Raw genomic sequence first — 24258 nt, forward strand, 5'->3', positions numbered from 1 at the left:
AACGCCCGCCTCGACGCCCCGAAACGGGCCCTTTAGGGACACCCGATGCCCCACACCATCGCCCTGGTGGATGACGACCGCAACATCCTCACCTCCGTCTCCATGACGCTGGAGCAGGAAGGATTCACCGTGCGCACCTATACCGATGGGGAGAGCGCGCTGCAGGGCCTGCTGGCCCGGCCGGTGGACCTCGCCGTGCTCGACATCAAGATGCCGCGCATGGACGGGATGGAACTGCTGCAGCGCTTGCGCCAGCGCAGCGGCATGCCGGTGATCTTCCTGACCAGCAAGGATGACGAGTTGGACGAACTGATGGGCCTTCGCCTGGGCGCGGACGACTACATCACGAAGCCCTTCTCCCAGCGCCTGCTGCTGGAGCGCATCCGCACCCTGCTGCGGCGGAACGAGGCGAGCCGGGCCGAGGGGTCGGGCGCGCCGTCGGGCGGGGTGATCGCGCGCGGCGATCTCGTGCTGGACGAGACGAAGCACACCTGCAACTGGAAGGGCCAGCCGGTGCAGCTGACCGTGACGGAGTTCCTGCTGGTAAAGGCGCTGGCTGTGCGACCGGGCATGGTGAAGAACCGCGACCAGCTGATCGATGCCGCTTACGGCGAGAACATCTATGTCGATGACCGCACCATCGACAGCCATGTGAAGCGCGTGCGCAAGAAGTTCCGGGCCGTGGATGACAGCTTCGGTCAGATCGAGACGCTCTACGGCATTGGCTACCGCTACAAGGAGGCGTGAGGGAAGCATCCACGGCGTGGATAAAGGCTATCCGTGCCCTGCGTTGGAGGGCCGGCGGGATGCGGAGCATAGCTCTGTTCAGACGACGACAGACAGCCGCCGCCATCCATCGAAAGGATAGACCAATGTCCGCTTCCACCAGCCTCCGCACCCTCGCCTTCGCCGCCGCCCTGTTGGGCACGGTGGCCGTCTCGGGCGCCCGCGCCGAGGGCACCTCGCCCTTCGACGGCCCCTCCGCCTTCGGCGCTTACCGCGCCACCGAGGCCGCCGCGCCCGCCCGCCAGTCGGCCCCGAGCCTGCGCGACAGCGAGCTCAACTTCCTCGAGCGCAGCGGCGCCACGGGCGGCAACGGCCAGCACGGCTGAACCCGCGTCACGAACGATCCGCGGGGCCCCAGGGCTCAGCGAGGATGCGGCAGGGGCCGCCGGCACGCGCCGGCGGCCCTTTTCGCAGGCGCGCGCCCCGGCTTTGCCATCACCCGGCCTCACGCGCGGCACCGAATCCGCTCTAGGATGCCGCCATGCCGGATGCGAGCGGGCCCATCGCCACTGAGATTCCCCCGGCCGTTCCCCTGGAACGGCGCGGCACGAACCGGCGGATCTCGCCGCTTCTGCGACGAATCCTGCTGGTGAACATGCTGCCGCCCGTCCTGCTGGTGACCACGCTTCTCTACCTGGACCAGTATCAGGACGGGCTTCTGGCCGCCGAGGTACAGGGGCTGCGCACCCAGGCCCGTATCTACGCCAACGGTATCGCCGAAGCAGGCGTCCGCATCCAGGACGACCGCGCGACGCTGGTTCCCGAGGTGTCCCGCCCGCTGCTGCGTCGCTTGGCAGAGCCGAGCGCGGGCACCCAGGCCAAGCTTTTCGACAACAACGGGCTGCTTGTAGCCGATAGCCGTGTGCGGGAGGGTCCGGGCGGTGCGATCGTGACCGAGCCCCTGCCCCCGCCGGAGCAGCCCGGCCCCGTCGCCGGCGCCATCGGCCGCATCTACGAGCGCGTGCTGGACTGGTTCCCGCGCCCCCGCGTGCGCGGCCCCGCCGTGGTGGTGGACGAGACGCCCGGCGCTCCCTCCTTCGATTGGCAGCCGGATCTCGGCCCCGACCGGCGGGAGGAGCTGCGCCTGGCCCTCGAAGGCGGTGTGAACCCTTATGTGCGCCGCACCGCCGACGGCCGCCTGCTGGTCTCCGTGGCGGAGCCGGCGCGACGGGCGAACCAACCTGTGGGCATCGTACTGCTCACCCGCGAGGCGCGGGAGGTGGACAGCCGGGTGATGGAGATCCGCGGCTCGGTGCTGGCGCTGTTCGTCATGGCGCTGGCGCTGACGGTGGCGCTCTCCCTCTATCTCGCGCGCACCCTCGCCTCGCCGATGCTGGAGCTGGCGGCATCCGCCGCATCCATGCGGGCGGGGAAGGGGCGGGGCGGCTCGGTGCCGGCACCGCTGATGGGGCGGCAGGACGAGATCGGGACCCTGGCCCGCGCGCTGCAGAGCGGCACCAACGCGCTCTGGGCGCGGGTGGACGCGAATGAGCGCTTTGCGGCCGATGTCGCGCATGAGTTGCGAAATCCGCTGACCTCCGTGCGCTCGGCGATCGAGACGCTGCGCCGCGTCGAGAACCCGGACCAACAGAAGCGGCTGCTCGCCATTATCGCCGAGGATGCGGTGCGTATGGACCGGCTGATCGGCGACATCTCCGACAGCTCCCGCGTCGATGCCGAACTCTCCCGCGCCGTGTCGGAGCCGGTGGATATCGGGCCGATCCTCGCCACGCTGGTGGAGCTGCACACCGCCACCCGCGGCGATGGCGACCCGGTGATGGAGATCGACGCGCCCGCCCATCTCGTCGTGCGCGGGGTGGAGGGGCGGCTGGTGCAGGTGTTCCGCAACCTTCTGGGCAACGCGCAGTCCTTCTCGCCCCCGAACGGCGCCGTGCGCGTGCGGGCGCGGCCCACGGGCGCAATGGCCGAGATCTCGATCGAGGACGAGGGGCCGGGCATCCCCGAGGCCAAGCTCGAGGGCATCTTCGACCGCTTCTACACCGAGCGCCCGAGCGGCGAGCGCTTCGGCCAGCACTCCGGCCTGGGCCTCTCCATCTCCCGGCAGATCGTCGAGGGGCTGGGCGGGCGGATCATGGCGGAGAACCGGCGGAACGCGGATGGCAGCGTGGCCGGGGCGCGCTTCGTGGTGCGGCTGCCAGTGGTGTGAGGTTGGCCCCTGGAGAGGGCGCTGCCCTCTCCAGACCTCACCCGCCAAGGGCCTGAGGCCCCTGGACCCCCATTCGGCTGCCGCGGCCTGTCCTGCCTTTGCAGTCGCCTCGGGTCATCGACCCGAGGCGCACCGTCAGCCGAGTAATCCCCGATTGATAGAAGAAGATGATGGAGAGGGGTTCGGGGAGAGGAAGAATTCCTTCTTCCTCTCCCCGAGGGCTGCCCGCGCCGTACCAGGGAGCGGGAGTCCTTGATTCCCAGCCATTTTCACGCATATTCCGGGTTGACGCATGGCGCGACCCCCTTCTAGGGTTCCTGCTGGTGCTGGGCCGCGGTTCCTCTCAAGGGTGCCCCTGGCCGCCACCGCCCCGTGCATCGCCATCGGAATCCCGCCGCCCGGCGGAGGAACTGACCCGCTTCAGCTCCCATCCAGGTTCCGCGCACCCCTTCCCCTTCGGCCAGTGGTCTGTGCCCTGGCGATCGAGACCAGCTGAATGCACCTATCCGAACTCAAGGCCAAAACACCGGGCGACCTGCTCGCCTTCGCGGAGGAGACGGGGGTCGAGAACGCCTCCTCGCTCCGCAAGCAGGACATGCTCTTCGCCATCCTCAAGCAGCTCGCCGAGAACGACCAGGCGATCTTCGGGGATGGCACGCTGGAGATTCTCTCGGACGGCTTTGGCTACCTCCGGAACCCGCAGTCGAACTTCCTGCCGGGCCCCGATGACATCTACGTCTCCCCCGCCCAGGTCCGGCGCTTCGCGCTGCGCACCGGCGACACGGTGGAGGGGCAGATCCGCGCGCCGAAGGATGGCGAGCGCTACTTCGCTCTGCTGAAGGTCAACACCGTTAACTTCGAGCCGCCCGAGGCCGTGCGGCACCGCGTGAACTTCGACAACCTGACGCCGCTCTACCCGACGCGCCGGTTGAAGATGGAGAATGCCGAGGTCGAGAGCGTCGGCAAGGGGCCGACCAAGGACAACACCCACCGGGTGATCGACCTCATCGCGCCGATCGGCATGGGCCAGCGCGCCCTGATCGTGGCGCCGCCGCGCACCGGCAAGACGGTGATGCTGCAGAACATCGCTAAGTCTATCTCCGCCAACCACCCCGAGGTCTTCCTCATGGTGCTGCTCATCGACGAGCGGCCCGAGGAGGTGACGGACATGGCGCGCACCGTGCGCGGCGAGGTGGTGGCCTCCACCTTCGACGAGCCGGCGACGCGCCACGTGCAGGTGACGGAGATGGTGCTGGAGAAGGCCAAGCGCCTGGTCGAGCACAAGCGGGACGTGGTGGTGCTGCTGGACTCCATCACGCGCCTGGGCCGCGCCTACAACTCCGTCGTGCCCTCCTCGGGCAAGGTGCTGACGGGCGGCGTGGACGCGAACGCGCTGCAGCGGCCGAAGCGCTTCTTCGGCGCCGCGCGCAACATCGAGGAGGGCGGGTCGCTCACCATCATCGCGACCGCGCTGATCGACACGGGCTCGCGCATGGACGAGGTGATCTTCGAGGAGTTCAAGGGCACGGGTAACTCCGAGATCATCCTGGACCGCAAGCTCTCGGACAAGCGCGTCTTCCCGGCGATCGACATTACCAAGTCCGGCACCCGCAAGGAGGAGGTCCTGGTGGACCGCGCGGAACTGTCGAAGATGTGGGTGCTGCGCCGCATCCTTGCCCCGATGGGCACGCAGGATTCGATGGAGTTCCTGCTGGACAAGCTGAAGTACAGCAAGACGAACCAGGACTTCTTCGACGCGATGAACACCTGAGGCCAGCCGGCTTCCGGACAAGGAAAAGGCCTGTCCCTTTCGGGACAGGCCTTTTTTTTACGCTCGCAACTCGGGGCTGATCAGCCGCCGGCGCCGCCGCCGCTGCCGCCGCCCTGCTGGGACGGGGGCTGCGTGCCGGGCTCGCCGGCAGAGGGGTTAGGCGGGCCGCCGGCGGTGCCGAGCGGAGCGGCAGGCGAAGCGGACATGCCGGGGACGCCGGCGCCCTGGTCGCGCGTCACGCCGGACGGCGCGTTCGGCGTCGGGGCCGTGGAAACCTGGGCGAAAGCGGGGGCGGCGATGAGGCCGGCGGCGAGCGCCAGGGCGAGGCTGGTCTTGGTCATTGTCTTCTCCTGATCGGAAGTGTCAGCGGGGGAGCAACGCGTCCTTTCGGCACCGGTTGCGTGACGCCTTCGTGCAGCCCGTTCCGCCTGCTGACGACGTGCGGGCGGAGTCCTGCCATGGCATGCTGCCGGTGTGCCTGGACATGCGGGCGCGAGAAGGATGCGAGCGTGGTTCCTGCCCTGAGCGATGCCCCCGAGGTTGCCCTGCTGGAGCGGGCGGCGCTGAACGCGGTGCCTGCGCCGCGTGTGGCCTGGGACGGGCCTTTCGTGATCCGCGGGTTTCTCGGCGGCACGGGCCGGGCAAATGCCGCCTGCTCGCTCGACTCAGCCGCCGATCCGGGGCTTGAGGCGCGGGTGGGCCGGATCGAGGCGCATTACGCCAGACTCGGACTGCCCTGCCGGTTCCGCTCCGGCCCGCTTGATCCGCCCGGGTTGCTGCCGCTGCTGCTGGCGCGCGGGTATCGCGAGACCGATGGGGCGCTGGTGATGGTGGGGACGGTGCCACCTGTCACAGAGGCGGCGACGCGGTGGTGCGCGGACCCGGATGAGGGATGGCTCTCGGTGCTGGGCACCGCGGAGTACCAGGGGCCAGCGCGTCGGGCGGAGAAGGTGGAGGCAGTGGCGCTGCTGGCGCGGCCGGCAACCTGGCTCGTGCTGCAGGAGGACGGGGTGGACGCGGCCTGCGGCCATGCGGTGCTGGATGGCGGGCTGTGCGGGATCTTCGACGTGGCTGTGCGCCCGGAGTTCCGCCGCCGCGGACTGGGGCGACGGCTCGTGGGGGCACTGGCGGGCTGGGGTGCGGCGCAGGTGCCGGGGCAGGGCGCGCCACGCCTCTGGCTGCAGGTATCGCCGGACAACACGGCTGCCCGGCGTGTGTACGAGGCTGCCGGCTTCGCCGAGGTGTATCGCTACCGCTACCTTATTAAGGGGTAGGGCAAGACACGGGCCGCGTCACAGCCCGCCCCATGCGCCACTCTGCCGCATGATATCGCGCGGCCACTGCCACTACACGGGCCGGCGGCCAAATCGGCACGAACCGTAAAATTTCCTGCCTCTGAAAAGGAGCGGGAATTCAGGAAAAACTACGGGACGAGGATGCTGCTGCCAGTCGTCTTGCGCGTCTCGAGGTCGATATGCGCTTGCGCGGCGTCTTTCAGCGCATAGGTCTGATTGACCTCGATCTTCACCTTGCCGCTACGCACGACAGCAAAAAGGTCCTCCGCCATGGCGAGCAGGTCGCCGCGCTTGGCGGTGTAGGTCGCCAGCGTCGGGCGGGTCACATAGAGGCTGCCCTTGGCCGCGAGCACGCCGAGATCCACGCCCGTGACGGGACCCGAGGCGTTGCCGTAGGAAACGAGCAGGCCGAAGGGCGCCAGGCAGTCGAGCGAGGCGGAGAAGGTGTCGCGGCCGACACTGTCATAGACCACGGGAAGACGGGCGCCGCGGGTGATCTGGCTCACCCGGGCCGCGAGGTCTTCGCCCTGCAGGATGACGTGGTCGGCACCATGGGCGCGGGCGATCTCGGCCTTAGCCTCGGTGCCTACGGTGGCGATGACCTGGGCGCCCAGCGCCTTCGCCCACTGGGTGAGGATGAGGCCGACGCCGCCGGCCGCGGCATGCACCAGGATCGTCTCCCCAGCCTTCACCTTGTAGGTCCGGTGCAGCAGGTACTGGGCGGTGAGACCCTGCAGCATCATCGCCGCCGCGGTCTCGGAGGAGATGTCGTCCGGCAGCTTCACCAGCACGTCCGCGCGGATGGTGCGAGCCTCGGCATAGGCGCCGATCGGGCCCATGGCATAGGCGACACGATCGCCTGGCTTCAGGTCCTCAACCCCTTCGCCCACGGCTTCGACGGTGCCGGCCGCCTCCATGCCGATCACTGCGGGGAGGGAGGGCGCCTTGTACAGGCCGGTGCGGAAGTAGATGTCGATGAAGTTGAGGCCGACGGCCGCGTGGCGGACCAGGGCTTCGCCGGGCTTCGGGCTGGGAAGCGGCACCTCCTCCCAAACCAGCTTCTCCGGGCCGCCCGGCTCGTGCAGGCGAATAGCGTGGTTCATGGAGAGGTTCCTAGGTCTCATCGGGGCTGCGCACGGCATACCCCTTCTGGGATTGAGTCTGCGCCTGGTCCAGCAGGTCGGCCTGGCCTGGGATACGGCCAGGGGAATGGGAGGCACGGGTCCGGCGCTCAAGGGCGAGCAGCCAGCGCTTGGTGGCGACCCCACCCTCCCCCGAATAGCCGCCGATGCCACCAGCGGCGGCGATCACGCGGTGGCAGGGGATGATGATCGGGATCGGGTTGGCGCCATTCGCCCCGCCAATGGCTCTGGAGGCGGTGCCGATTCGCCGGGCCAGATCAGCATAGGACAGGGTCTCGCCATGCGGGATCTCCCGCAGCGCCGCCCAGACACGCTGGCGGAAGGGGCTGCCCATCGGGTTCAGCGGAAGGTCGAAGCCCGTCCGCAGCCCGTCCATGTAGTCCTGCAGCTGATCGGCTGCGCGGCGAAGCAGCGGCGTCTCATCGCGGTCGCGCCCCTGCCCCCAATCCAGGGCGACGATGGTGCCGTCCTCCTCCGACAGGGTGACGGTTCCGAGGGGGGTATGGAGGAAGGTCTGGGGCATGGGCTGGCCTGGGGGCATTCGTCGGGCGAGCCGGGGCTGCCGTCAAGCGCGGTTTGCGTGGGGGCGGTCCGCAGCCCCTCGCTTCGTGGCAGCCCGGGCTCTACATGCAGCCCGATCCCAGCTCCGCCGAGGACGCCCGCCTTGCCCGACGCCGACCCTGCTGTTTCACGTGAAACGCCGGCCGACCCGCCGCCCTGGTTCAGGGTGCATCTGTTCGCCTGTACCAATCGTCGGCCAGATGGGCACCGCCGTGGTTCCTGCGCCGCGCGCGGGGGCGAAGCGCTGCGGGACTACATGAAGGCGCGTGCGAAGGAACTGGGCATTCCGGGCATCCGCGTGAACAGCGCCGGCTGCTTGGATCGCTGCGAGTTCGGGCCCGTCCTGGTGATTTACCCGGAGGGTGTCTGGTACCGCGCGGAGACGCGCGAGGATGTGGACGAGATCCTGGCGGTGCATGTCCAGGAAGGCGGCCGTGTGGGCCGCCTGATGCTGACCGAGCAGGACGTGCCGCCGAAGGGCTGATCCGGCCATGGACACCATCTTTGCGCTGGCGACCGCGCCGGGAAGGGCGGCCATTGCCGTGATCCGGGTCTCCGGCCCCGGCAGCCGGGCGGTACTGACCGCTCTTTGCGACACCGTGCCCATGCCCCGCCGCGCCTCGGTCCGGCGCTTGCAGGATACTGGCGGCGCGGTGCTGGACGAGGCCGTGGTGCTCTGGCTTCCCGGTCCCGGCTCCTACACCGGCGAGGATTCGGCGGAGCTCCACCTGCATGGTGGCCCGGCGGTGGTAGAGGGAGTCGGCATCGCACTCGTTGCCCTGGGTGCCCGCCCGGCTGAACCCGGTGAGTTCACGCGCCGCGCAGTGCTGGCTGGCCGGATGGACCTGACCGCCGCCGAAGGCGTGATTGACCTGATTGAGGCCGAGACCGCCGCCCAGGTCCGTCAGGCACTGCGCTTGGCGGGCGGCGGGCTGGCAGCTCTCGCCGAGGGCTGGGCCGACCAGCTGGCTTCCCTCTTGGCCAGGCAGGAGGCCCTGATCGAGTTCGAGGACGAGGATCTTCCCGGTGCGCTGGATCGGCAGGTGGCCGATGGGATCGCGGCACTGGCCGAGAGGATCACCGTGCGCTTGGCGGCCGACCGGGGAGGGGAGCGGATTCGCACCGGGCTGCAGGTAGCCATCCTCGGCGCCCCAAACGCCGGTAAGTCGTCCCTGCTGAATGCGCTGGCCGGGCGAGAGGCCGCCATCGTCTCGGCACGCCCAGGAACGACGCGAGACGTTGTGGAGGCGCGGATCGTCCTGGCCGGCCTTCCCGCGGTGCTGGCCGACACAGCCGGGTTGCGGGAGGCCGGAGACGAGATCGAGGCCGAAGGCGTGCGACGGGCCCTACACCGTGGCGAGGAGGCGGACATTGTCCTCGCTGTCCTGGCCTGCGACGCCCCACCCGATGCGGAAACCCTTGCGCTGATCGCCCGGCATCCATGCCTGGTCGTGGCTTCAAAATGCGACACGGGCGGTACAGCCCCCCCAGATGCGGTCGCCGTCTCCGCCCGGACCGGGGCAGGGCTGGATTTGTTGCGCTTGCGGTTAGAGGCGGAGGCCGTGCGGCTGGCGCCCGAATCGGGCGCGGCCCTTCTCACTCGCCCGCGGCACCGGGCCGCGATCGCCGACGCGCTTCGCTGGTTGCAGGAAGCCGGGGAGGCGACGCTTCCGGAACTGCGGGCGGATTCGCTGCGCGAGGCCCGCCGTGCCCTCGGCCGCCTCACTGGGCGCGTGGGCGCAGAGGAAATTCTGGACCGCGTCTTCGCCGAGTTCTGCATCGGGAAGTGACCCGGCGCAGCGGCGGCGGTATAGGCGCGCCATGGCTTCCCTCTTCGATGTGGTGGTGGTGGGCGGCGGGCATGCCGGGTCCGAGGCGGCCGCAGCGGCTGCCCGTTGTGGTGCGCGCACGCTGCTGCTGACGCACCGGCTCGACGCGCTCGGCGAGATGTCCTGCAACCCTGCCATTGGTGGCGTGGGGAAGGGGCATCTGGTGCGCGAGGTGGATGCGTTGGACGGGCTGATGGGCCGTGCCGCCGATGCCGCCGGCATCCACTTCAAGCTGCTGAACCGGAGCAAGGGGCCGGCCGTCCGTGGTCCCCGTGCCCAGGCCGACCGCGGGCTGTACCGTGTTGCCATCCGTGGGCTGCTGGAGACGACGCCGAACCTCACCCTGCGCGAAGGTGTGGTGGAGGGGCTGGAACGCGGGCCTGACGGCGGGATCGACGCCGTGCTGACCGCTGACGGCGCGCGGATCGGCTGCGGCGCGGTGGTGATCACCGCCGGCACCTTCCTGCGCGGTGAGATCCATCTGGGCGCGGAGCGTCACCCGGCAGGCCGGCATGGCGACCCAGCCTCGGTCGGGCTGGCCCTGTCCCTCGCCGCGCTCGGCCTGCCCGTGCGCCGGTTGAAGACCGGCACACCGCCCCGGCTGGACGGACGCACGATCGACTGGGGCGCGGTTGAGCCGCAGCCCGGCGACGAGCCGGCCGAGCCGCTCTCCTGGATGACCGATCGCATCACCGGTCGCCAGGTGCTTTGCGGCATCACCGCCACCACCCCCGCGACCCACGCCCTCATCCGCGCCTCGCTGGACCGCGCCCCGATCTACACCGGCCAGATCCAGGGGGCGGGCCCGCGCTACTGCCCCTCCATCGAGGACAAGGTGGTGCGCTTTGCCGAGCGCGAGCGGCACCAGATCTTTCTCGAGCCCGAGGGGCTCGACGACCCGACCGTCTATCCCAACGGCATCTCCACCAGTCTCCCGCGCGACGTGCAGGAAGCGGTGATCGCCAGCATCCCCGGCCTTTCCCGCGCCCGCATCCTCCGCCACGGCTACGCCATCGAGTACGACCACCTGGACCCTCGTGCCTTGCGATCGGGGCTGGAGGTGCGCGGGGTGCCCCGGCTGTTTCTGGCCGGCCAGGTGAACGGCACCACGGGCTACGAGGAAGCTGCGGCCCAGGGCCTGCTGGCTGGGCTGAACGCCGCCCACCGCGCTGCGGGCGGGCAGGAGCCGCGTGTCCTGCTACGCACCGAAGCCTATATGGGCGTGCTTGTGGATGACCTTGTCACCCAAGGAATTACCGAGCCCTACCGCATGCTGACTGCCCGCGCCGAGCACCGGCTGCGGCTGCGCGCCGACAATGCCGGTCTGCGGCTGACCGAGCGTGGCATCGGCTGGGGCTGCGTCGGCCCCGAGCGCGCCGGGCGGCACCGGGCCTTCGCCGCATCGGTGACTGACGCCCTGGCCCGCGCCCGCGCCGAGATTGCCACTCCCGCCGCCCTGGCCCTTGCTGGGATCGCCGTGAACCAGGATGGCGTGCCCCGCTCGCTTCTCGAGGTCATGGCCCTGCCCGCAGCCGCCGGCCCCGCCCTGGAGGCTGCGTTCCCCTGGCTGCGAGACCTGCCACGTGGCGTGCGGGAGCAGCTGGAAACCGAGGCGCTCTACGCTCCCTATCTCGCGCGCCACCAAGCCGAGTTCACGGCGCTGGAGCGAGAGGAGAGGCTCCCTATCCCGGAGGAGGTGGACTTCGCCGCCATTGCTGGCCTCTCCACCGAGATGCGCCAGCGGCTCTCGGCGGCACGCCCCTCCACGCTTGGCATGGCCGGGCGCGTGCCGGGTATCACGCCCGCCGCGCTGGTCGCCCTGGCCGGACATATCAGGCGGTCCCAGGCCCGTGCGGGGGTGGCGTGAAGGTCCCGGTCCCCGTCGTTTCACGTGAAACCGAGGCACAGCTTGAAGGCTTTCTGGCGCTGCTGCTGCGCTGGAACGCCCGCATTAACCTTGTTGCCGGCCAGGACTCAGAGGCGCTGCGCACACGCCACATCGCCGACTCGCTTCAGCTCCTTCCACTGCTGTCAGCGGGAGAGGGGGAGGCGGCCGATCTCGGCACTGGCGGCGGCTTCCCGGGGCTGGTGCTCGCCATCGCGGATCCCGGACGCCCCTGGCACCTCGTCGAATCCGATCGGCGCAAGGCCGCCTTCCTGCTCGCCGCCTCGGCCGAGCTGGGCCTCGCCCATGTGCGCGTCCATGCCGAACGGATCGAAGCCGTGGCACTGCCTCCGCTCGCCCTCGTCACGGCCCGCGCGCTGGCGCCCCTGACCGTGCTGCTGGGCCACGCCGCCCGCCTGCTCGGCCCCGGTGGCACGGCGATCTTCCCCAAGGGCCGAACCGCCGAGGCCGAATTGACCGCTGCAGCGGCGGACTGGACAATGAACATCACGCGCTACGAGAGCCGGACCGAGCCGGGCGCCACCATCCTTAAGATCTCCGGAATCCAACGTGCCGGCACCTGATACCTCACCCCCCGCGCGCTCCGCCGGGCCGCGGCGGATCGCGCTCGCCAACCAGAAGGGCGGCGTGGGCAAGACCACGACGGCCATCAACCTGGCCACCGCGCTCGCCACCACGCGGCGCGTGCTGCTGCTGGACATGGACCCACAGGGCAACGCTTCGACCGGCCTCGGCGTACCGCGCAACGAGCGCGGCGCTGGCACCTACGCCTTGCTCGTCGGGGACAAGCCGATCCAGGATCTAATCCGCCCGAGCAAGATCCCCGGCCTCGACCTGCTGCCCGCGGATAACGACCTCGCCGGCGCCGAGATCGAGATGGTCGGCATGGAGGACCGCGAGCGTCGCCTGGCCAATGCCCTTGCCAAGGGCGCCGATGTCCTGGCCCGTTACGACTACCTGCTAATGGATTGCCCGCCCTCGCTCGGCCTGCTCACACTTAACGTGCTGGTGGCCGCGCAATCCGTGCTGGTGCCCCTGCAGACCGAGTTCTTCGCGCTGGAAGGCATCTCCCAGATGACGCGCACGGTGGACCGGGTGAAGCGCCTCAACCCCGAACTGGCGCTGGACGGAATCGTGCTGACCATGTTCGATCGTCGCAACAACCTCTCCGAACTGGTCGCGCGCGACGTGCGGAGCTTCTTCAAGGACCGGGTGTACGACACCGTGATCCCCCGCAACATCCGCGTCTCCGAGGCGCCGTCCCACGGCCTCCCTGTGCTGCTCTACGATGTCCGCTCCTCCGGCGCGCAAGCCTATATCCAGCTCGCGGCGGAGCTGCTGAAGCGGGACCGCGCGCGGGCCAAGGCCGCGAAGGCCAGCGCTGCCAAGCCGGGCACCAAGGCAGGTGCCGCATGAGCCGCAAGCCCAACCGCCTTGGCATGGGCCTCTCCGCCCTACTCGGCGACGATCAGGGCACCGCCATGGCGGCCACCCCCCAGACCCTGCCCGTCGAGGCGCTGGAGCCCGGCCCTTTTCAGCCCCGCGGCCCGATGGATGAGGAGGCACTGGCCGAGCTCACAGCCTCCATCCGCGAGCACGGTGTGCTGCAGCCCATCCTGGTGCGCCCCAAACCGGGTGCCCGCGGTGCCTACCAGATCATCGGCGGAGAGCGCCGCTGGCGCGCCTCCCAGGCCGCTCGGCTCCACGAGGTGCCCGTCGTCGTACGGGACCTCGACGACCGCGCCGCCATGGCCGCCGGTCTCGTCGAGAACCTGCAGCGCGAGGACCTGAACGCGCTGGAGGAGGCCGAGGGCTACCGCCGCCTGACGGACGAGTTTGGCCTCAAGCCCGAGGCGCTAGGCAACGCCGTGGGCAAGAGCCGCAGCCATGTCGCCAACACCATGCGCCTGCTCGGCCTGCCGCCCGGCGTGCGCCAAATGCTCGGCCGTGGCAGCCTCACCGCCGGCCATGCCCGCGCTCTGCTGACCTCGCCCGACCCGGTTCGTCTCGCCGAACTGGTCGTTACCCGCGGCCTGAACGTGCGCCAGACGGAAGCGCTCGCCGCCGCTGCGGATCGCCCCCGCGCCGCCCGTCAGGCCCAGGATGCCGAGACGCGGGCGCTGGAACGCGAGCTGTCCGAGCGGCTTGGGCTGCGCATCTCGATCGAGCATCGTGGGAAAGCGGGGAAGGTGACCATCGCTTACCGGGACCTGGACCAGCTCGACGGGGTTGTGCGGCTGCTACAGGGATAGTGGTCCCGGGAGGCGCTACCTCCCGGACCCTCCATCGAGGAACCTGAAGTTCCCCGGACCCCACCATCTGTTTGGGTGTGCTACCCCCGAATTTCACGACCTTGGCCCACTAACAGGCGGCTTCCGTGGTCGGAAGCTCTAACCTGCGGCGCTGCCCTTGATCACTGGGCTTTCGAAAACCCGACGTGGAGTCCAGGAAGCCTGATAGCTCTCCAGCGATGAGGAAGAGGCAGCGCTTCCCCGGGCCGCCCGCACTACCCCCGCCGCGCCAGGATCGCCGATTGTCGCGCCAGCGTCAGCAGGGCCACCCGCGCCAGCGCTGCATCCGGCATCGGCCGCCCGGTCCCACCCGACTTGCTCTGCCGTTCCGTCTCCAACAGCCCGGCCAGCACCGTCTCCAGCGCCTCTGCCCGCCAGATCCGCAAGGCCTTCTCGAAGCCTGGACGGCTGCGGAAGAACACCGGCGGTTGCAGAGCCTGCATGCCGGCCACCGAGGCAAGGTGCAGCCGCTGCACATGCCGTAGCAGGGAGCGGATCACCTGAACGGGGTTGGCGCCCTCCGACATCGCGGATTCCAGCGCCCGGTCCGCCCCTGCCACATCCCCCGCCGTGGCCGCCACCAGCGCCTCGTCCAGCTCCAGCGCCGATCCATCGCCGATGCAGGCCAGCACATCCTCCTCGGCCAGACGCCCGCCCGGGCCGGCATAGAGGGCAAGCTTTTCCAGCTCCCGCCGCAGCGTTTGCCGGTCGTCGCCCAGGCGGCCGGCCAGCCAGGCCAGGGCGGCAGGCTCGGCGGTGACGCCGTTGTCCTTCAGCACTGCGGCGATGGTGGAGGACAACTCGGCGCCACGCTCGCGGTAGCAGGCGATGGCCGCCGCGCGCGCATGGGCCTCGGCCAACTGGCGCAGCTTGGAGCGGGCAGGGAGCTCCCCGGCCTCCACGACGATCAGCGTATCACCCGGTGCGTCCAGCACGTCGCGTAGCGCGGGCGCGAGGGCATCGGTGGCGTCGCGGATACGGATGACCCGGCGGCCACCGATCAGCGAGAGGGCCGCAGCCTCGCCGGACAGGGCGCCAGGACGGGCGGCAACGTCACGGGGCAGCTCGGCCACGCGGAAGGGGTCGTTGCCGGGCGCAACGGCGTCCTGCAGGGCGTCCGCGCGCTCGCGGGCGAGGCCGGCATCCTCGCCGAACAGCAGCGCGGCGCGGGCCGCGCCCGGGTCCTTCAGAAAGGCGGGAAGGCGGCGCGCATCCAGCTTCATGTGGCAGGCCGGTCGGTGGGCGTCAGGCCGCCGGGTTGTCGCGGAAGGCCATGGCGAGGCGGAGCACCACCTCCTCCGCGACCTGCTCGACCAGCCGCCGCTCCGCGGCCTCGCTGCTGACGAGGGAGGCGAAGAACTCGTTGTCGATGAAGTTGTAGGAGTCGATCGCGCGCACCACCCCGTTGGCTACCGGCCGGGGCGGCACGGAAAGGGTCTGCAGCGTCCAGGGCGCGGTCAGCACCATACGGAAGCGCGAGGGTGAGCCGTCGCGCCGGTAACCCTGGATCTCATAGGCCGGGGACGGGGAAACGACGAGCTCGTAGCGCGCCGGCGGGCCGCTGCGGTCGCGCGCGGCCAGCCGCCGGTCGAGCGCCTGGTGCAGAAGCTGCCCGCTGCGGCCGAAGCTGCGCCCGAGCCGAACGGCCGCGAGCTGCGGGGCGATATCGGCCTCGCCAGCCGCCGGCGGACCGTTAAGCGGGCGAAAGCCGCAACCCCCGAGGGAGGCGGCCAACCCGGCGAGCAGGAGCCGCCGCGTCGGGCGCCCCTCAGACGACGAAGTTGACGATGCGGCCTGGGACATGGATGCGTTTCCGGATGGGCTTGCCGCCGATGGCACGCTGCACGTTCTCCTCCGATTCGGCCATGGCCAGCAGCTCCGCCTCCGCCATGCCCACCGGCACGGTCAGCGTGGCGCGCAGCTTGCCGAGAACCTGCACGGCGATGGTCATCGTGTCCGCAACCAGCAAGGCCGGGTCGGCCTCCGGCCAGAGCATCTGCGCCACCAGCCCACCCTGGCCGGGGCTGAGGATGGACCAGAGCTCCTCGGCCAGATGCGGCATCATCGGCGCGACCAGCCGGGCGAAGACTGCCACGGCCTCGCGCCGGGTCTCGAGCGGGGCAGGGGAGGATTCGATGGCGTTTGCGAATTCATGCAGCCGTGCGACTGCGACGTTAAAGGCGAACCCTTCCAGCGCCGCCGTCACTGCAGCGATGGTGCGGTGGGTGGCCTGCAGCAGGGGCCGCGCCTCGCCATCGCCGCTACGGGCCTCGAGCGTAGCGGCCAGCCGCCACACGCGCTGTACGAAGCGATGCGCGCCGGAAACGCCGGCCTCGCTCCACTCCATGTCCCGCTCGGGCGGATTGTCGGCCAGGATGAACCAGCGCGCCGTATCGGCGCCGTAGCGGGAGATGATGGCGCCCGGGTCGATCGTGTTGCGCTTGGACTTCGACATCTTGTCGTTGCGCGAGACCGTCAGGGCGACGCCCGTAGCCTTCTCGATGGCGCTACCATCGGGGGTGGCCTCCACCTCGTCCGGGGCCAGCCAGCGGCCGTCAGGGGCCTTGTAGGAGGCGTGCTGGACCATGCCCTGGGTGAACAGCCCGGCGAAGGGCTCGGGCGTGTCCAGCTGGCCCATGCCGGCCAGCGCCCGCGTGAAGAAGCGGGAGTAGAGCAGGTGCAGGATCGCGTGCTCGATCCCGCCGATATACTGATCCACCGGCAGCCAGCCATTTGCGGCCTGGGCCACCAGCGGCGTCGCGGCATGTGGCGCCGTGAAGCGCGCGAAGTACCAGGAGCTGTCGACGAAGGTGTCGAAGGTGTCGGTCTCGCGCCGCCCCGCCTTTCTGCAGGACGGACAGGCGACGTGCTTCCAGCTGGGATGATGATCCAGCGGGTTGCCGGGGCGGGAGAAGTCCACATCCTCCGGCAGGCGCACGGGAAGCTGGTCCTTCGGCACGGGCACGATGCCGCAATCGTCGCAATGGATGACCGGGATGGGGCAGCCCCAGTAGCGCTGGCGGGAAACTCCCCAGTCGCGCAGGCGCCAGTTCACCACGCCCTGGCCCAGCCCCTTGGCCTCCAACGCGTCGATGGCGGCGCGCTTGCCCGCCTCGCTGCCCAGCCCGTCGAGGAACTCGGAGTGGAACAGCGTGCCGTCGCCCGTCCAGGCGGTCTTGCCGACGTTGAAGGTCGCGGGATCCTCGCCCGGGGGCAGCACCACGGGCGGCACGGGCAGGTCGTACTTCCGCGCGAGGTCGAGGTCGCGCTGGTCATGCGCGGGGCAGCCGAACAGCGCGCCCGTGCCGTACTCCATCAGTACGAAATTCGCGATCCAGACCGGGAAGGTCGCACCCGGAATGAAGGGATGCGCGACGCGATAGCCCGTGTCGTACCCCTTCTTCTCCGCCTGCTCGATGGCGGCCTCGCTGGTGCCCTGGCTGCGACACTCGGCGATGAAGGCAGCAGCCGCGGGGTCGCGCGCGCCGGCTGCGGCGGCGAGCGGATGCTCGGCAGCGACCGCCAAGAACGACATGCCGTAGAGCGTGTCGGGGCGAGTGGTGAAGACCTCCACCTCGCTGGTGCCCTCAACCGGCTCGGCGAGCGGGAAGCGCACGCGGGCGCCTTCGCTGCGGCCGATCCAGTTGGCCTGCATGGTCCTGACCCGCTCGGGCCAGCGGTCCAGCGTGTCGAGCGCGCCCAGCAGGTCGGGCGCGTATTTCGTGATGGCCAGGAACCACTGGGAGAGCTCGCGCTTCTCCACCGGGGCACCGGAGCGCCAGCCCTTGCCGTCGATCACCTGCTCATTGGCCAGCACGGTGCCGTCCACCGGGTCCCAGTTCACCCAGGACTTGCGGCGCTCCACCAGGCCAGCAGCCATGAAGTCCAGGAAGATGGCCTGCTGCTGCCCATAATACTCGGGGTCACAGGTGGCGAACTCGCGCGACCAGTCGAGCGAGAGCCCCATGCTCTTCAGCTCTGTCCGCATGTTGGCGATGTTGGCGTAGGTCCAGGCCGCCGGATGCGTGCCGCGCTCGCGGGCCGCGTTCTCGGCAGGCAGTCCGAAAGCGTCCCAGCCCATCGGATGCATCACCTGCATCCCGCGCGCGCGCTTGTAGCGGGCCACCACGTCCCCGAGCGTGTAGTTCCGCACATGCCCCATGTGGATCTTGCCGGAGGGGTACGGGAACATCTCAAGCACGTAGTATTTCGGGCGGCTGCCATCCGGTACGTCCGGTGCGGCGAAGCAGGCGGAATCGGTCCAGGCCTGCTGCCAGCGCGGCTCTGCAGCGGCGAAGTCGTAACGGGCGGGGGCGTCGGGCGGGCCGTCGGTCATCGGGGCCAATATGGGCCTTTGTCGGTGGTCCGTCCTGATATGCCGGGCCGGGCAGGGTGGGAAGAGGCTTAGGGCAGCGCGCAACCCAAGCGGGGCCTCATGGTTCCTACGGCTCCCGCGATTGAGAGGATCATGACATGCGCTTCATGACGACCGCTGCCCTGCTGGCTACCCTGGCCCTGCCGAGCCTTGCCGCCGCGCAGCCCGCGGCCACGCCGCCCGCCGCAGCCCAGGGCATCCCCGCGGGCCATATCCGGGCGGAGCAGCTGATGGATCGCGACGTCTACTCCACCGACAATGTCGAGATCGGCGAGGTCGACGACCTGATCATCGACCCCGCGCAGGGCCGCATCACCATGGTCGTCATCGAGGTCGAGAACCGGCTGGGACTGACGCAGCGCCGCGTCTCCGTACCCCTGGACCGCCTGCGCATCGTGCCCGGTGAGCGCCGCGTGACGATCAACATGGCCTCGAGCGAGATCCGCTCGCTGCCCGCCATCAACTACTGAGTTGTTGCACCGGGGGGAGTAAGCCCCCCGGTCGCACGCTGCGCCTTAAAGGGCCGCGGACTGGCTCCGCAGCTCACGGGCGCGAGCAAGGACCTTGTCCTCAAGTTCGGTCCCGGTGGAGTTGGCGACGGGCACGTCCACCCACATCCCGTTCCGCAGCTCCTGGCGGAAGACGGAGACGCGCACACCATCCGAACGCAGCTGGCGGCCGAGAATATAGGCGGTGGCGCGGAAGCGCTCGCCCGGCGCCGCGGCCGGCGAGTACCAGTCGGTGATGATCACGCCGCCGAAGGGATCGGCCGAGGCGAGCGGCATGAAGGACAGGGTGTCGAGGCTGGCTCGCCAGAGATAGGCGTTCACGCCCAACGCGCTGCCATCGCCCGGGGCCCCGGCGCCGCCCTCGCGGTTGCGGCTGCTGCGGTCGGTGCCGAGGATCAGCAGTCCGTCCTGGTTGCCGGAGAGCCGGCCGGCGACGCGGGAGCGGCGGCTGTCGTCGTTGTACTCGTCGTTCATCACCTCGCGGGTCTGACCGCAGGCGGCGACGAGAACGGGCAGGGCGAGGATGGCGAGACGGAGATGGCGCATGGCGTCGGGAGGTAAAGCCGGCGCCCGTTGCTGCGCAAGGGAGAAATCGCGCGGAACCCGGCGAAAGCAGCGCTAAAGGCAGGCCAAAAGAATGGGGCGGCGGGTTTCCCCGCCGCCCCGTTCCCGTTCGATCCGGCCGGAAGGCCGGTTCGGATCAGAAAGCGACCCGGAAGCCCGCCAGCACGGTGGCGACATTGATGCCGTCCGTCGCGCCCACGGTGCCCGTGGCGATGTTGAAGTTACGCTCCTTGCGCTGGCTCTGCAGGTACTCGGTGAAGAAGTCGAGGCCCGGCGCAACGCGGTAGTTGCCGCCCACGGCGAAGGCGGTCTCACGACGGCCGCCGGTGCCGAAGGTCTGGCTGCCGGCCGAGAGGACCTGCGTGAAGTGGCCACCGACGGTGATCGCGTCGATCGTGTAGGTCGCGCCGACGAGGTAGGCGCCGACGTTGCGATCGTCCGTGAGGGCGCCCGTACGGCTCTCCGTCAGGGTGGCGTAGTTCGCGTTGGCGCTGCCGCCCGTGTACCAGCCGCCGACCGTGAAGCCGAAGCCGGTCACCGCGGCGCCGGCCCACACCATGTCGATGCGCTGGCCCGAGATCGCCGGGAAGGTCGTGTTCTTCACGGAGTCGGCGCCGATGTAGCCGACCGTGGCGGCCAGGCCGACCGGGCCGAAGGACCCACGCCAGCGGAGCGCGGCCTGGACCTCGTTGCGGCGGCGGGTGCTGCCACCGGGCAGCGCGCTCACGCGGTCGCAGAGCGCGGCGTTGGCGAGCGAGTCGCAGCCCGAGAGCGGGCCTTCCTGCGTGTTGAACGAGAAGCTCGCACCCGCATCGAAGCCGAGGAACTGCGGCGACATGTAGATGAGCTTGGTGTTGTCGCCGAGGTCGTTCGGGTTGTTCAGGGCGATGCGGTAGTTGCCGCCGACGACCTGCTGGAAGGCGTCGCCCGAGTCGAGGCCGCCGATGCCGAAGCCCGTGATGTGGCCGGAGGCGAGCTGCTGGATCGCACCGTCCTCGTCACCGTAGCGGATCTGGCCCCAGGGACCGGCGAGGTAGGCCCACGCCTCGTCGTAGTTCAGCGTGTTCTTGGCGCCGTTCGTGGTGACGTTCGTCGCCGGGTTGCCAGCCTGCGGCTGACGGTAGGCGTCGTTCTCGATCTCGAGCGCCACGCCGTAGCGCAGGCCGTTCGCCGCCTTGCCGGAGGCGAGGATGTGGATCTCGATCTCCTGGCTGAAGTCGGACTTGCCGAGGCGAGTCGTCGCGTTGTTGGAGCCGTCCTGGTCGGTGTAGTTGTAGATGGCGCGGAAGTAGCCACCCACGCGCACCTCAAGGCCGCGCATCGACACGGCGGGCGCACCCATCGAGCCGTCGGCGAAGTTGACGCCCTGTGCCGAGGCGCCAACCGGCGCGAAAAGGGCAGCGGCGGCAACGGCCGTGCTGCCAAGAAGAAGCTTGCGCATCCCAAATCCTCCTGACGTACCGGGGGTTGTCCCGGCGCTTCACGCGACCCGCCCGCCCCCCTCGGCGGGTTTGCCGCGGATTGGCATCCCATTGGATGCGCCCCCTTGGCCGAGCCCGCGGGGACTATGGTTCAAGCGCTTGAAGGGCGTCCATCAGGCAATGGCGCAGAACGCGACATGCGCGAAACACTGTGTCCGTTCCGCCACAACCCCGTGAGCAGCCGGGGATCGGGCATAAACCCGGGCTGATCATTGCCGCAGCGTGGCGGCCAGGGCGGCTATAGCGGCCCAGCCGGCCGCAAGGGGCGGCAAACGTCGGCTCCGCTGCCCGTCCATCCCCCCGAGTGCGATCACTGGCCGCTCCACCCGCCGCGCCAGCGCTGCCCAGCGCAGCACCCCGAGGGTGGCCCCGCCAGGATGGCTGGCGGTGGGGAAAACCGGTGAGAGCAGCACCACATCCGCCCCCAGCCGCCGGGCCCGGGAGATCCCGGCCCGCCCATGCGCCGCCACCGACAGCAACGGCCCGCCCCCGCCCCGCCGGGCCAGCAACACCGGCAACAGCCCGGATACGGGCCGCCGGTCCGGCACGTGCAGCCCCGCTCGCTGCGCCAGCGCCGCCCGTCCATCCCCCGCCACCAGCAGGACCAGCCGATGCCGCCGCGCCAGCTCGGCGAGCGGGCGCAGCAGGGCGGAATCGAGGTCTCGCGCCAGCACCGCGCTGCCTTGTGGCAGGTGCCGCGCCGCCGCCCGCGGATCCGGCAGCCGCCGGGCATCGCTGAGCAGCCAGAGCGGCGGAATCGCGCGGCCGCCCGCGTTCCCCGACGCCCCGTTCTGCCCTAGCCTACGCCCCCGCATGACCGACCTGCCCCCCATCGACACGGCTGCCATCGCCGCGAATCTCGCCCGGATCAAGGCGCGCATCGCCGAGGCCTGTGACCGCGCTGGGCGCGACCCCGCCACCGTCTCCCTCGTCGCCGTCTCGAAGACCCATCCTACCGATGCGGTGGAGGCCGCGCTGGCCGCCGGCCAGACGATGTTCGGTGAGAACCGCGTGCAGGAAGCCGCCGGCAAGTTCCCGGCCCTACGCCCCGCCCATCCCACCATGCGCCTGCACATCATCGGCGGGCTGCAGACCAATAAAGCGCGGGATGCCGTGCGCGTGGCCGATGTGATCGAGAGCCTGGACCGCCCCAGGCTCGCCGCCGCCATTGCCGAGGCGATCGCCAAGGAGGGCCGCGCGCCCGAGCTGCTGGTGCAGGTGAACACCGGTGCCGAGGCGCAGAAATCCGGCGTCGCGCGGGACGAGGCCGAGAGCTTTCTTCGTGCCTGTCGGGAGGAGCACGGCCTGACCATTGCCGGCCTCATGTGCATCCCCCCCGAGGGCGAGGACCCGATGCCGCATTTCCGCTGGCTCGCCGATTTCGCGGCGGCGCACGGCCTGTCCACCCTTTCCATGGGCATGAGCGGCGACTTCGAGGCCGCGATCGCCTGCGGCGCCACCCAGGTCCGCGTTGGCAGCGCGATCTTCGGCGCCCGTCCCTATCCCGCCGCTTGAGCGACGCCGCCGCCTGGGATGCCCGCTACGTCGGCGGCGGCTTCGCCTTCGGCCAGGACCCCAACCGGCACCTCGAAGCCCAGGCCCCCCGCCTGCGTCCGGGCATGCGCGCCCTGGCCATCGGTGACGGCGAGGGCCGCAACGGCGTCTGGCTCGCCGAGCGCGGCCTGGATGTGACCAGCCTGGACTGGTCCGAGGCCGGACTGGCCAAGGCCCGCGCCCTTGCCACCAGCCGCCACGTCTCCATGCGTACCGTCACCGCGGACCTGACGAGCTGGGACTGGCCTCTGGCCGCCTTCGACCTCATCGCCTGGATCTTCGTTCACCTGCCCCCCGCCGACCGGGCGCTGGTTGCCGCCCGCACCACCGCCGCACTGGCGCCGGGCGGGCTGCTGGTGCTGGAGGGCTTCACCCCCGCCCAGGAGGGCCGCCGTTCCGGCGGGCCGCGCGAGCCGGCGCTGCTCTGGTCCGGCACGCTGATGCGGAAGCATTTCGCGGGGCTGGAACTGCTGGAATGCGTGGAGGGGACGGTGCTGCTGGATGAGGGGCCGAAGCACCAAGGACCGGCAGAGGTGGTGCGAGGAGTGTTCAGAAGGCCGGGGCAGTGAACTCCCCTAAACCCCCTCCTTGCTTCTTCTGGCTGGCTTTCTGGCGCGCCAGTCGCCACCGTTCCCCGGCAGCCTCACAGAAAAGGATGAGGGGGTCTCGGGGAGAATTCTTCTCCCCCGGCTTTCTTCCCTACCCCTTCGCCGAAGCCGCCAGCCACCCACCCCCGACAACCAGCCCCGCCGCCACCGCCAGCCGCGGTCCGAGCGTGCCCTCCCCGGCCAGCAGCAGCAGAAGCGTGGACGCGACAGGCACCGCATAGGCCAGGGTGCCGAGCAGCCGAGGGTCGCCCCGCTTCATCCCGACATCCCATAGAAAAAAGGCCGCCCCCACCGGCCCAAGCCCCAGCAGCACCGCCGCCGCCCATTGCCGGGCGGAGGGGATGACGGTCGTCTCGAAGCCGAGATGCGCGAGTGTGGCGAGAATGCCGGAGGCCAGGCAGAACCCCGCGACCGCCTCGGTCGGCACGGTAGAGAGGCGGCGGGCGGTGACGGAATACACAGCCCAGGTCAGCGCCGCTGCCGCTGCGCAGAGAAACCCCGGCGCCGCGCCAGGCGGGAAGGCAGCGCCCGGCCCCACCACCAGCGCGCAGCCCAGGAAGCCCAGCGCGACCCCGCCCAGCCGCCGCGGCCCGAGGCGCATGCCCAGGATGGGCGCCGAGAGCAGCACGATCAGCAGCGGCCAGAGATAATTGATGAGGCTCGCCTCCACCGGCGGCGCCCAGGCCAGGGCCGCAAAATAGAGGGCGTGGTAGCCGAACAGCCCGCCCACCCCGTGAACCCAGGCGATCGGCGGCTGCCGCAGCGCGCCGAGCTGCCCGCGCAGGGCCAGCCAGCCCAGCGCCAGCAGCCCCGCCGTGCAGAAGGCCATGGCCGTGACCTGCAGCGGCGGCAGCCCGGCACCGAACCGCGCAAGCAGCGCCAGGAAGGCCCAGAGCACCAACGCACCGATGCCGGAGAGGGTGGGCGCGGAGAGGACGAAGCCTGCCGCGCGGCTCACGGAACGGCACCTGCGAAACAGGCCGCAACCGGTGCGGGAAGGCAGCGTTGCCCCCGCGTCCCGCCGGTTCTGTCCGGCGCCGCATTGGCAAAGGAGTAGAGCAAGGTGGGTTTCCTGATTCGTACGCTGATCACGGCGGTGGCGTTCTACATCGCCGCCAACGTCGTCACCGGGCTGTATTTCCCGAGCCTGACCAACCTGATCATCGCGGCCATCATCTTCGGCCTGGTGAACGCGGTCATTCGCCCGATCGTGGCCACGATGTCCCTGCCGTTGACGGTCCTCACGCTTGGCCTGTTCACCCTGGTTGTGAATGCGCTGATGCTCGGCCTCACCGCACTGCTGATGCCGGGCATGCGCATCACCAGCTTCGGCGCAGCCTTCTTCGGCGCAATCATCATCTGGCTGGTCTCTTGGATCGCCAACAAGCTGGTCGGCGACCGCGCGGCCGCCTGAGCCCT

25 protein-coding genes are annotated in these 24258 nt (G+C 70.3%); 15 read left to right on the forward strand and 10 right to left on the reverse strand.

The genetic code is table 11. The features are described 5' to 3' along the window. Positions 1–45 precede the first annotated feature (45 nt). The 4 genes from ACVBD7_RS19340 (at position 46) to rho (ending at position 4724) form a co-directional block, all read left to right on the forward strand. Positions 46–747, forward strand: a complete 702-nt coding sequence (locus tag ACVBD7_RS19340) for a response regulator transcription factor (RefSeq protein WP_458094871.1) — start codon at positions 46–48, stop codon at positions 745–747. A gap of 125 nt (positions 748–872) precedes the next feature. Continuing rightward, positions 873–1112 (forward strand): hypothetical protein, encoded by a 240-nt coding sequence (locus ACVBD7_RS19345; protein WP_458094872.1) that lies wholly within the window; start codon positions 873–875, stop codon positions 1110–1112. A 155-nt stretch (positions 1113–1267) separates the two neighbouring features. After that, positions 1268–2953 carry a stimulus-sensing domain-containing protein gene (locus ACVBD7_RS19350; protein WP_458094873.1) on the forward strand — a complete coding sequence of 562 codons (1686 nt, stop codon included), beginning with the start codon at positions 1268–1270 and terminating at the stop codon, positions 2951–2953. Between the two features lie 496 nt (positions 2954–3449). Further along, positions 3450–4724 (forward strand): transcription termination factor Rho, encoded by a 1275-nt coding sequence (gene rho / locus ACVBD7_RS19355; RefSeq protein WP_458094874.1) that lies wholly within the window; start codon positions 3450–3452, stop codon positions 4722–4724. 80 nt (positions 4725–4804) lie between these two features. Here rho and ACVBD7_RS19360 read toward each other — a convergent pair whose 3' ends face one another. Next, on the reverse strand, positions 4805–5065 hold the full coding sequence (locus ACVBD7_RS19360; protein ID WP_458094875.1) for a hypothetical protein: 261 nt from the start codon (positions 5063–5065) through the stop codon (positions 4805–4807). Positions 5066–5233: 168 nt separating this feature from the next. Between ACVBD7_RS19360 and ACVBD7_RS19365 the strand changes: the two genes are divergently transcribed. Further along, complete coding sequence (locus ACVBD7_RS19365; RefSeq protein WP_458094876.1) at positions 5234–5998, forward strand: GNAT family N-acetyltransferase; 765 nt, start codon at positions 5234–5236, stop codon at positions 5996–5998. 149 nt (positions 5999–6147) lie between these two features. Here ACVBD7_RS19365 and ACVBD7_RS19370 read toward each other — a convergent pair whose 3' ends face one another. Continuing rightward, positions 6148–7122 (reverse strand): quinone oxidoreductase family protein, encoded by a 975-nt coding sequence (locus tag ACVBD7_RS19370; protein ID WP_458094877.1) that lies wholly within the window; start codon positions 7120–7122, stop codon positions 6148–6150. Positions 7123–7132: 10 nt separating this feature from the next. Continuing rightward, positions 7133–7684: a methylated-DNA--[protein]-cysteine S-methyltransferase gene (locus ACVBD7_RS19375; protein ID WP_458094878.1), complete on the reverse strand. Its 552-nt coding sequence runs from the start codon at positions 7682–7684 to the stop codon at positions 7133–7135. Between the two features lie 141 nt (positions 7685–7825). Here ACVBD7_RS19375 and ACVBD7_RS19380 point away from each other — a divergent pair, with 141 nt between their 5' ends. From ACVBD7_RS19380 to ACVBD7_RS19405, 6 genes are read left to right on the forward strand one after another with little or no spacing between them, the layout of a single operon-like run. Next, the gene (locus ACVBD7_RS19380) at positions 7826–8206 is read left to right on the forward strand and encodes a (2Fe-2S) ferredoxin domain-containing protein (protein ID WP_458094879.1); all 381 of its coding nucleotides are present in this window, start codon (positions 7826–7828) and stop codon (positions 8204–8206) included. Positions 8207–8213: 7 nt separating this feature from the next. Continuing rightward, entirely contained in the window at positions 8214–9512 is a 1299-nt protein-coding gene (gene mnmE / locus ACVBD7_RS19385) for a tRNA uridine-5-carboxymethylaminomethyl(34) synthesis GTPase MnmE (RefSeq protein ID WP_458094880.1), read from the forward strand. Positions 9513–9543: 31 nt separating this feature from the next. Continuing rightward, complete coding sequence (mnmG, locus tag ACVBD7_RS19390) at positions 9544–11418, forward strand: tRNA uridine-5-carboxymethylaminomethyl(34) synthesis enzyme MnmG (protein ID WP_458094881.1); 1875 nt, start codon at positions 9544–9546, stop codon at positions 11416–11418. Then, on the forward strand, positions 11415–12020 hold the full coding sequence (gene rsmG, locus ACVBD7_RS19395; RefSeq protein ID WP_458094882.1) for a 16S rRNA (guanine(527)-N(7))-methyltransferase RsmG: 606 nt from the start codon (positions 11415–11417) through the stop codon (positions 12018–12020). The genes mnmG and rsmG overlap by 4 nt, the downstream gene beginning before the upstream one ends. Continuing rightward, positions 12007–12873: a ParA family protein gene (locus ACVBD7_RS19400; RefSeq protein ID WP_458094883.1), complete on the forward strand. Its 867-nt coding sequence runs from the start codon at positions 12007–12009 to the stop codon at positions 12871–12873. The genes rsmG and ACVBD7_RS19400 overlap by 14 nt, the downstream gene beginning before the upstream one ends. Continuing rightward, complete coding sequence (locus tag ACVBD7_RS19405) at positions 12870–13709, forward strand: ParB/RepB/Spo0J family partition protein (RefSeq protein WP_458094884.1); 840 nt, start codon at positions 12870–12872, stop codon at positions 13707–13709. The genes ACVBD7_RS19400 and ACVBD7_RS19405 overlap by 4 nt, the downstream gene beginning before the upstream one ends. A gap of 254 nt (positions 13710–13963) precedes the next feature. Here the strand turns inward: ACVBD7_RS19405 and holA are convergent, their stop codons facing one another. The 3 genes from holA to leuS are packed head-to-tail and all read right to left on the reverse strand — an operon-like array spanning position 13964 to position 18084. Then, entirely contained in the window at positions 13964–14971 is a 1008-nt protein-coding gene (holA, locus tag ACVBD7_RS19410; RefSeq protein WP_458094885.1) for a DNA polymerase III subunit delta, read from the reverse strand. Between the two features lie 22 nt (positions 14972–14993). Then, positions 14994–15551: an LPS assembly lipoprotein LptE gene (gene lptE, locus ACVBD7_RS19415; RefSeq protein ID WP_458094886.1), complete on the reverse strand. Its 558-nt coding sequence runs from the start codon at positions 15549–15551 to the stop codon at positions 14994–14996. Continuing rightward, positions 15517–18084, reverse strand: coding sequence for a leucine--tRNA ligase (leuS, locus tag ACVBD7_RS19420; protein WP_458094887.1), 2568 nt, complete (start codon positions 18082–18084; stop codon positions 15517–15519). Before leuS ends, lptE begins: the two co-directional genes overlap by 35 nt. A 137-nt stretch (positions 18085–18221) precedes the next feature. Here leuS and ACVBD7_RS19425 point away from each other — a divergent pair, with 137 nt between their 5' ends. Continuing rightward, positions 18222–18593 (forward strand): PRC-barrel domain-containing protein, encoded by a 372-nt coding sequence (locus ACVBD7_RS19425; RefSeq protein ID WP_458094888.1) that lies wholly within the window; start codon positions 18222–18224, stop codon positions 18591–18593. A 45-nt stretch (positions 18594–18638) separates the two neighbouring features. On the opposite strand, the gene ACVBD7_RS19430 is transcribed toward ACVBD7_RS19425, so the two are convergent. The 3 genes from ACVBD7_RS19430 to ACVBD7_RS19440 form a co-directional block, all read right to left on the reverse strand. After that, positions 18639–19178 (reverse strand): DUF3576 domain-containing protein, encoded by a 540-nt coding sequence (locus ACVBD7_RS19430; RefSeq protein WP_458094889.1) that lies wholly within the window; start codon positions 19176–19178, stop codon positions 18639–18641. 154 nt (positions 19179–19332) lie between these two features. Next, a complete protein-coding gene (locus tag ACVBD7_RS19435; protein WP_458094890.1) occupies positions 19333–20637 on the reverse strand; it encodes a porin in 1305 nt (434 codons plus the stop codon). Between the two features lie 249 nt (positions 20638–20886). Next, positions 20887–21492 carry a thiamine phosphate synthase gene (locus ACVBD7_RS19440; protein ID WP_458094891.1) on the reverse strand — a complete coding sequence of 202 codons (606 nt, stop codon included), beginning with the start codon at positions 21490–21492 and terminating at the stop codon, positions 20887–20889. Here ACVBD7_RS19440 and ACVBD7_RS19445 point away from each other — a divergent pair. Together ACVBD7_RS19445 and ACVBD7_RS19450 are read left to right on the forward strand one after the other, a co-directional pair. Then, complete coding sequence (locus ACVBD7_RS19445; protein ID WP_458094892.1) at positions 21491–22192, forward strand: YggS family pyridoxal phosphate-dependent enzyme; 702 nt, start codon at positions 21491–21493, stop codon at positions 22190–22192. The genes ACVBD7_RS19440 and ACVBD7_RS19445 overlap by 2 nt on opposite strands. Next, a complete protein-coding gene (locus tag ACVBD7_RS19450) occupies positions 22189–22800 on the forward strand; it encodes a class I SAM-dependent methyltransferase (protein WP_458094893.1) in 612 nt (203 codons plus the stop codon). Before ACVBD7_RS19445 ends, ACVBD7_RS19450 begins: the two co-directional genes overlap by 4 nt. A 130-nt stretch (positions 22801–22930) precedes the next feature. On the opposite strand, the gene yddG is transcribed toward ACVBD7_RS19450, so the two are convergent. Then, on the reverse strand, positions 22931–23797 hold the full coding sequence (yddG, locus tag ACVBD7_RS19455; protein ID WP_458094894.1) for an aromatic amino acid exporter YddG: 867 nt from the start codon (positions 23795–23797) through the stop codon (positions 22931–22933). A 105-nt stretch (positions 23798–23902) separates the two neighbouring features. On the opposite strand from yddG, the gene ACVBD7_RS19460 reads away from it, so the two are divergent. Continuing rightward, entirely contained in the window at positions 23903–24253 is a 351-nt protein-coding gene (locus tag ACVBD7_RS19460; RefSeq protein ID WP_458094895.1) for a phage holin family protein, read from the forward strand. Positions 24254–24258 lie beyond the last annotated feature (5 nt).

Source organism: Roseomonas sp. WA12 (assembly GCF_054165765.1).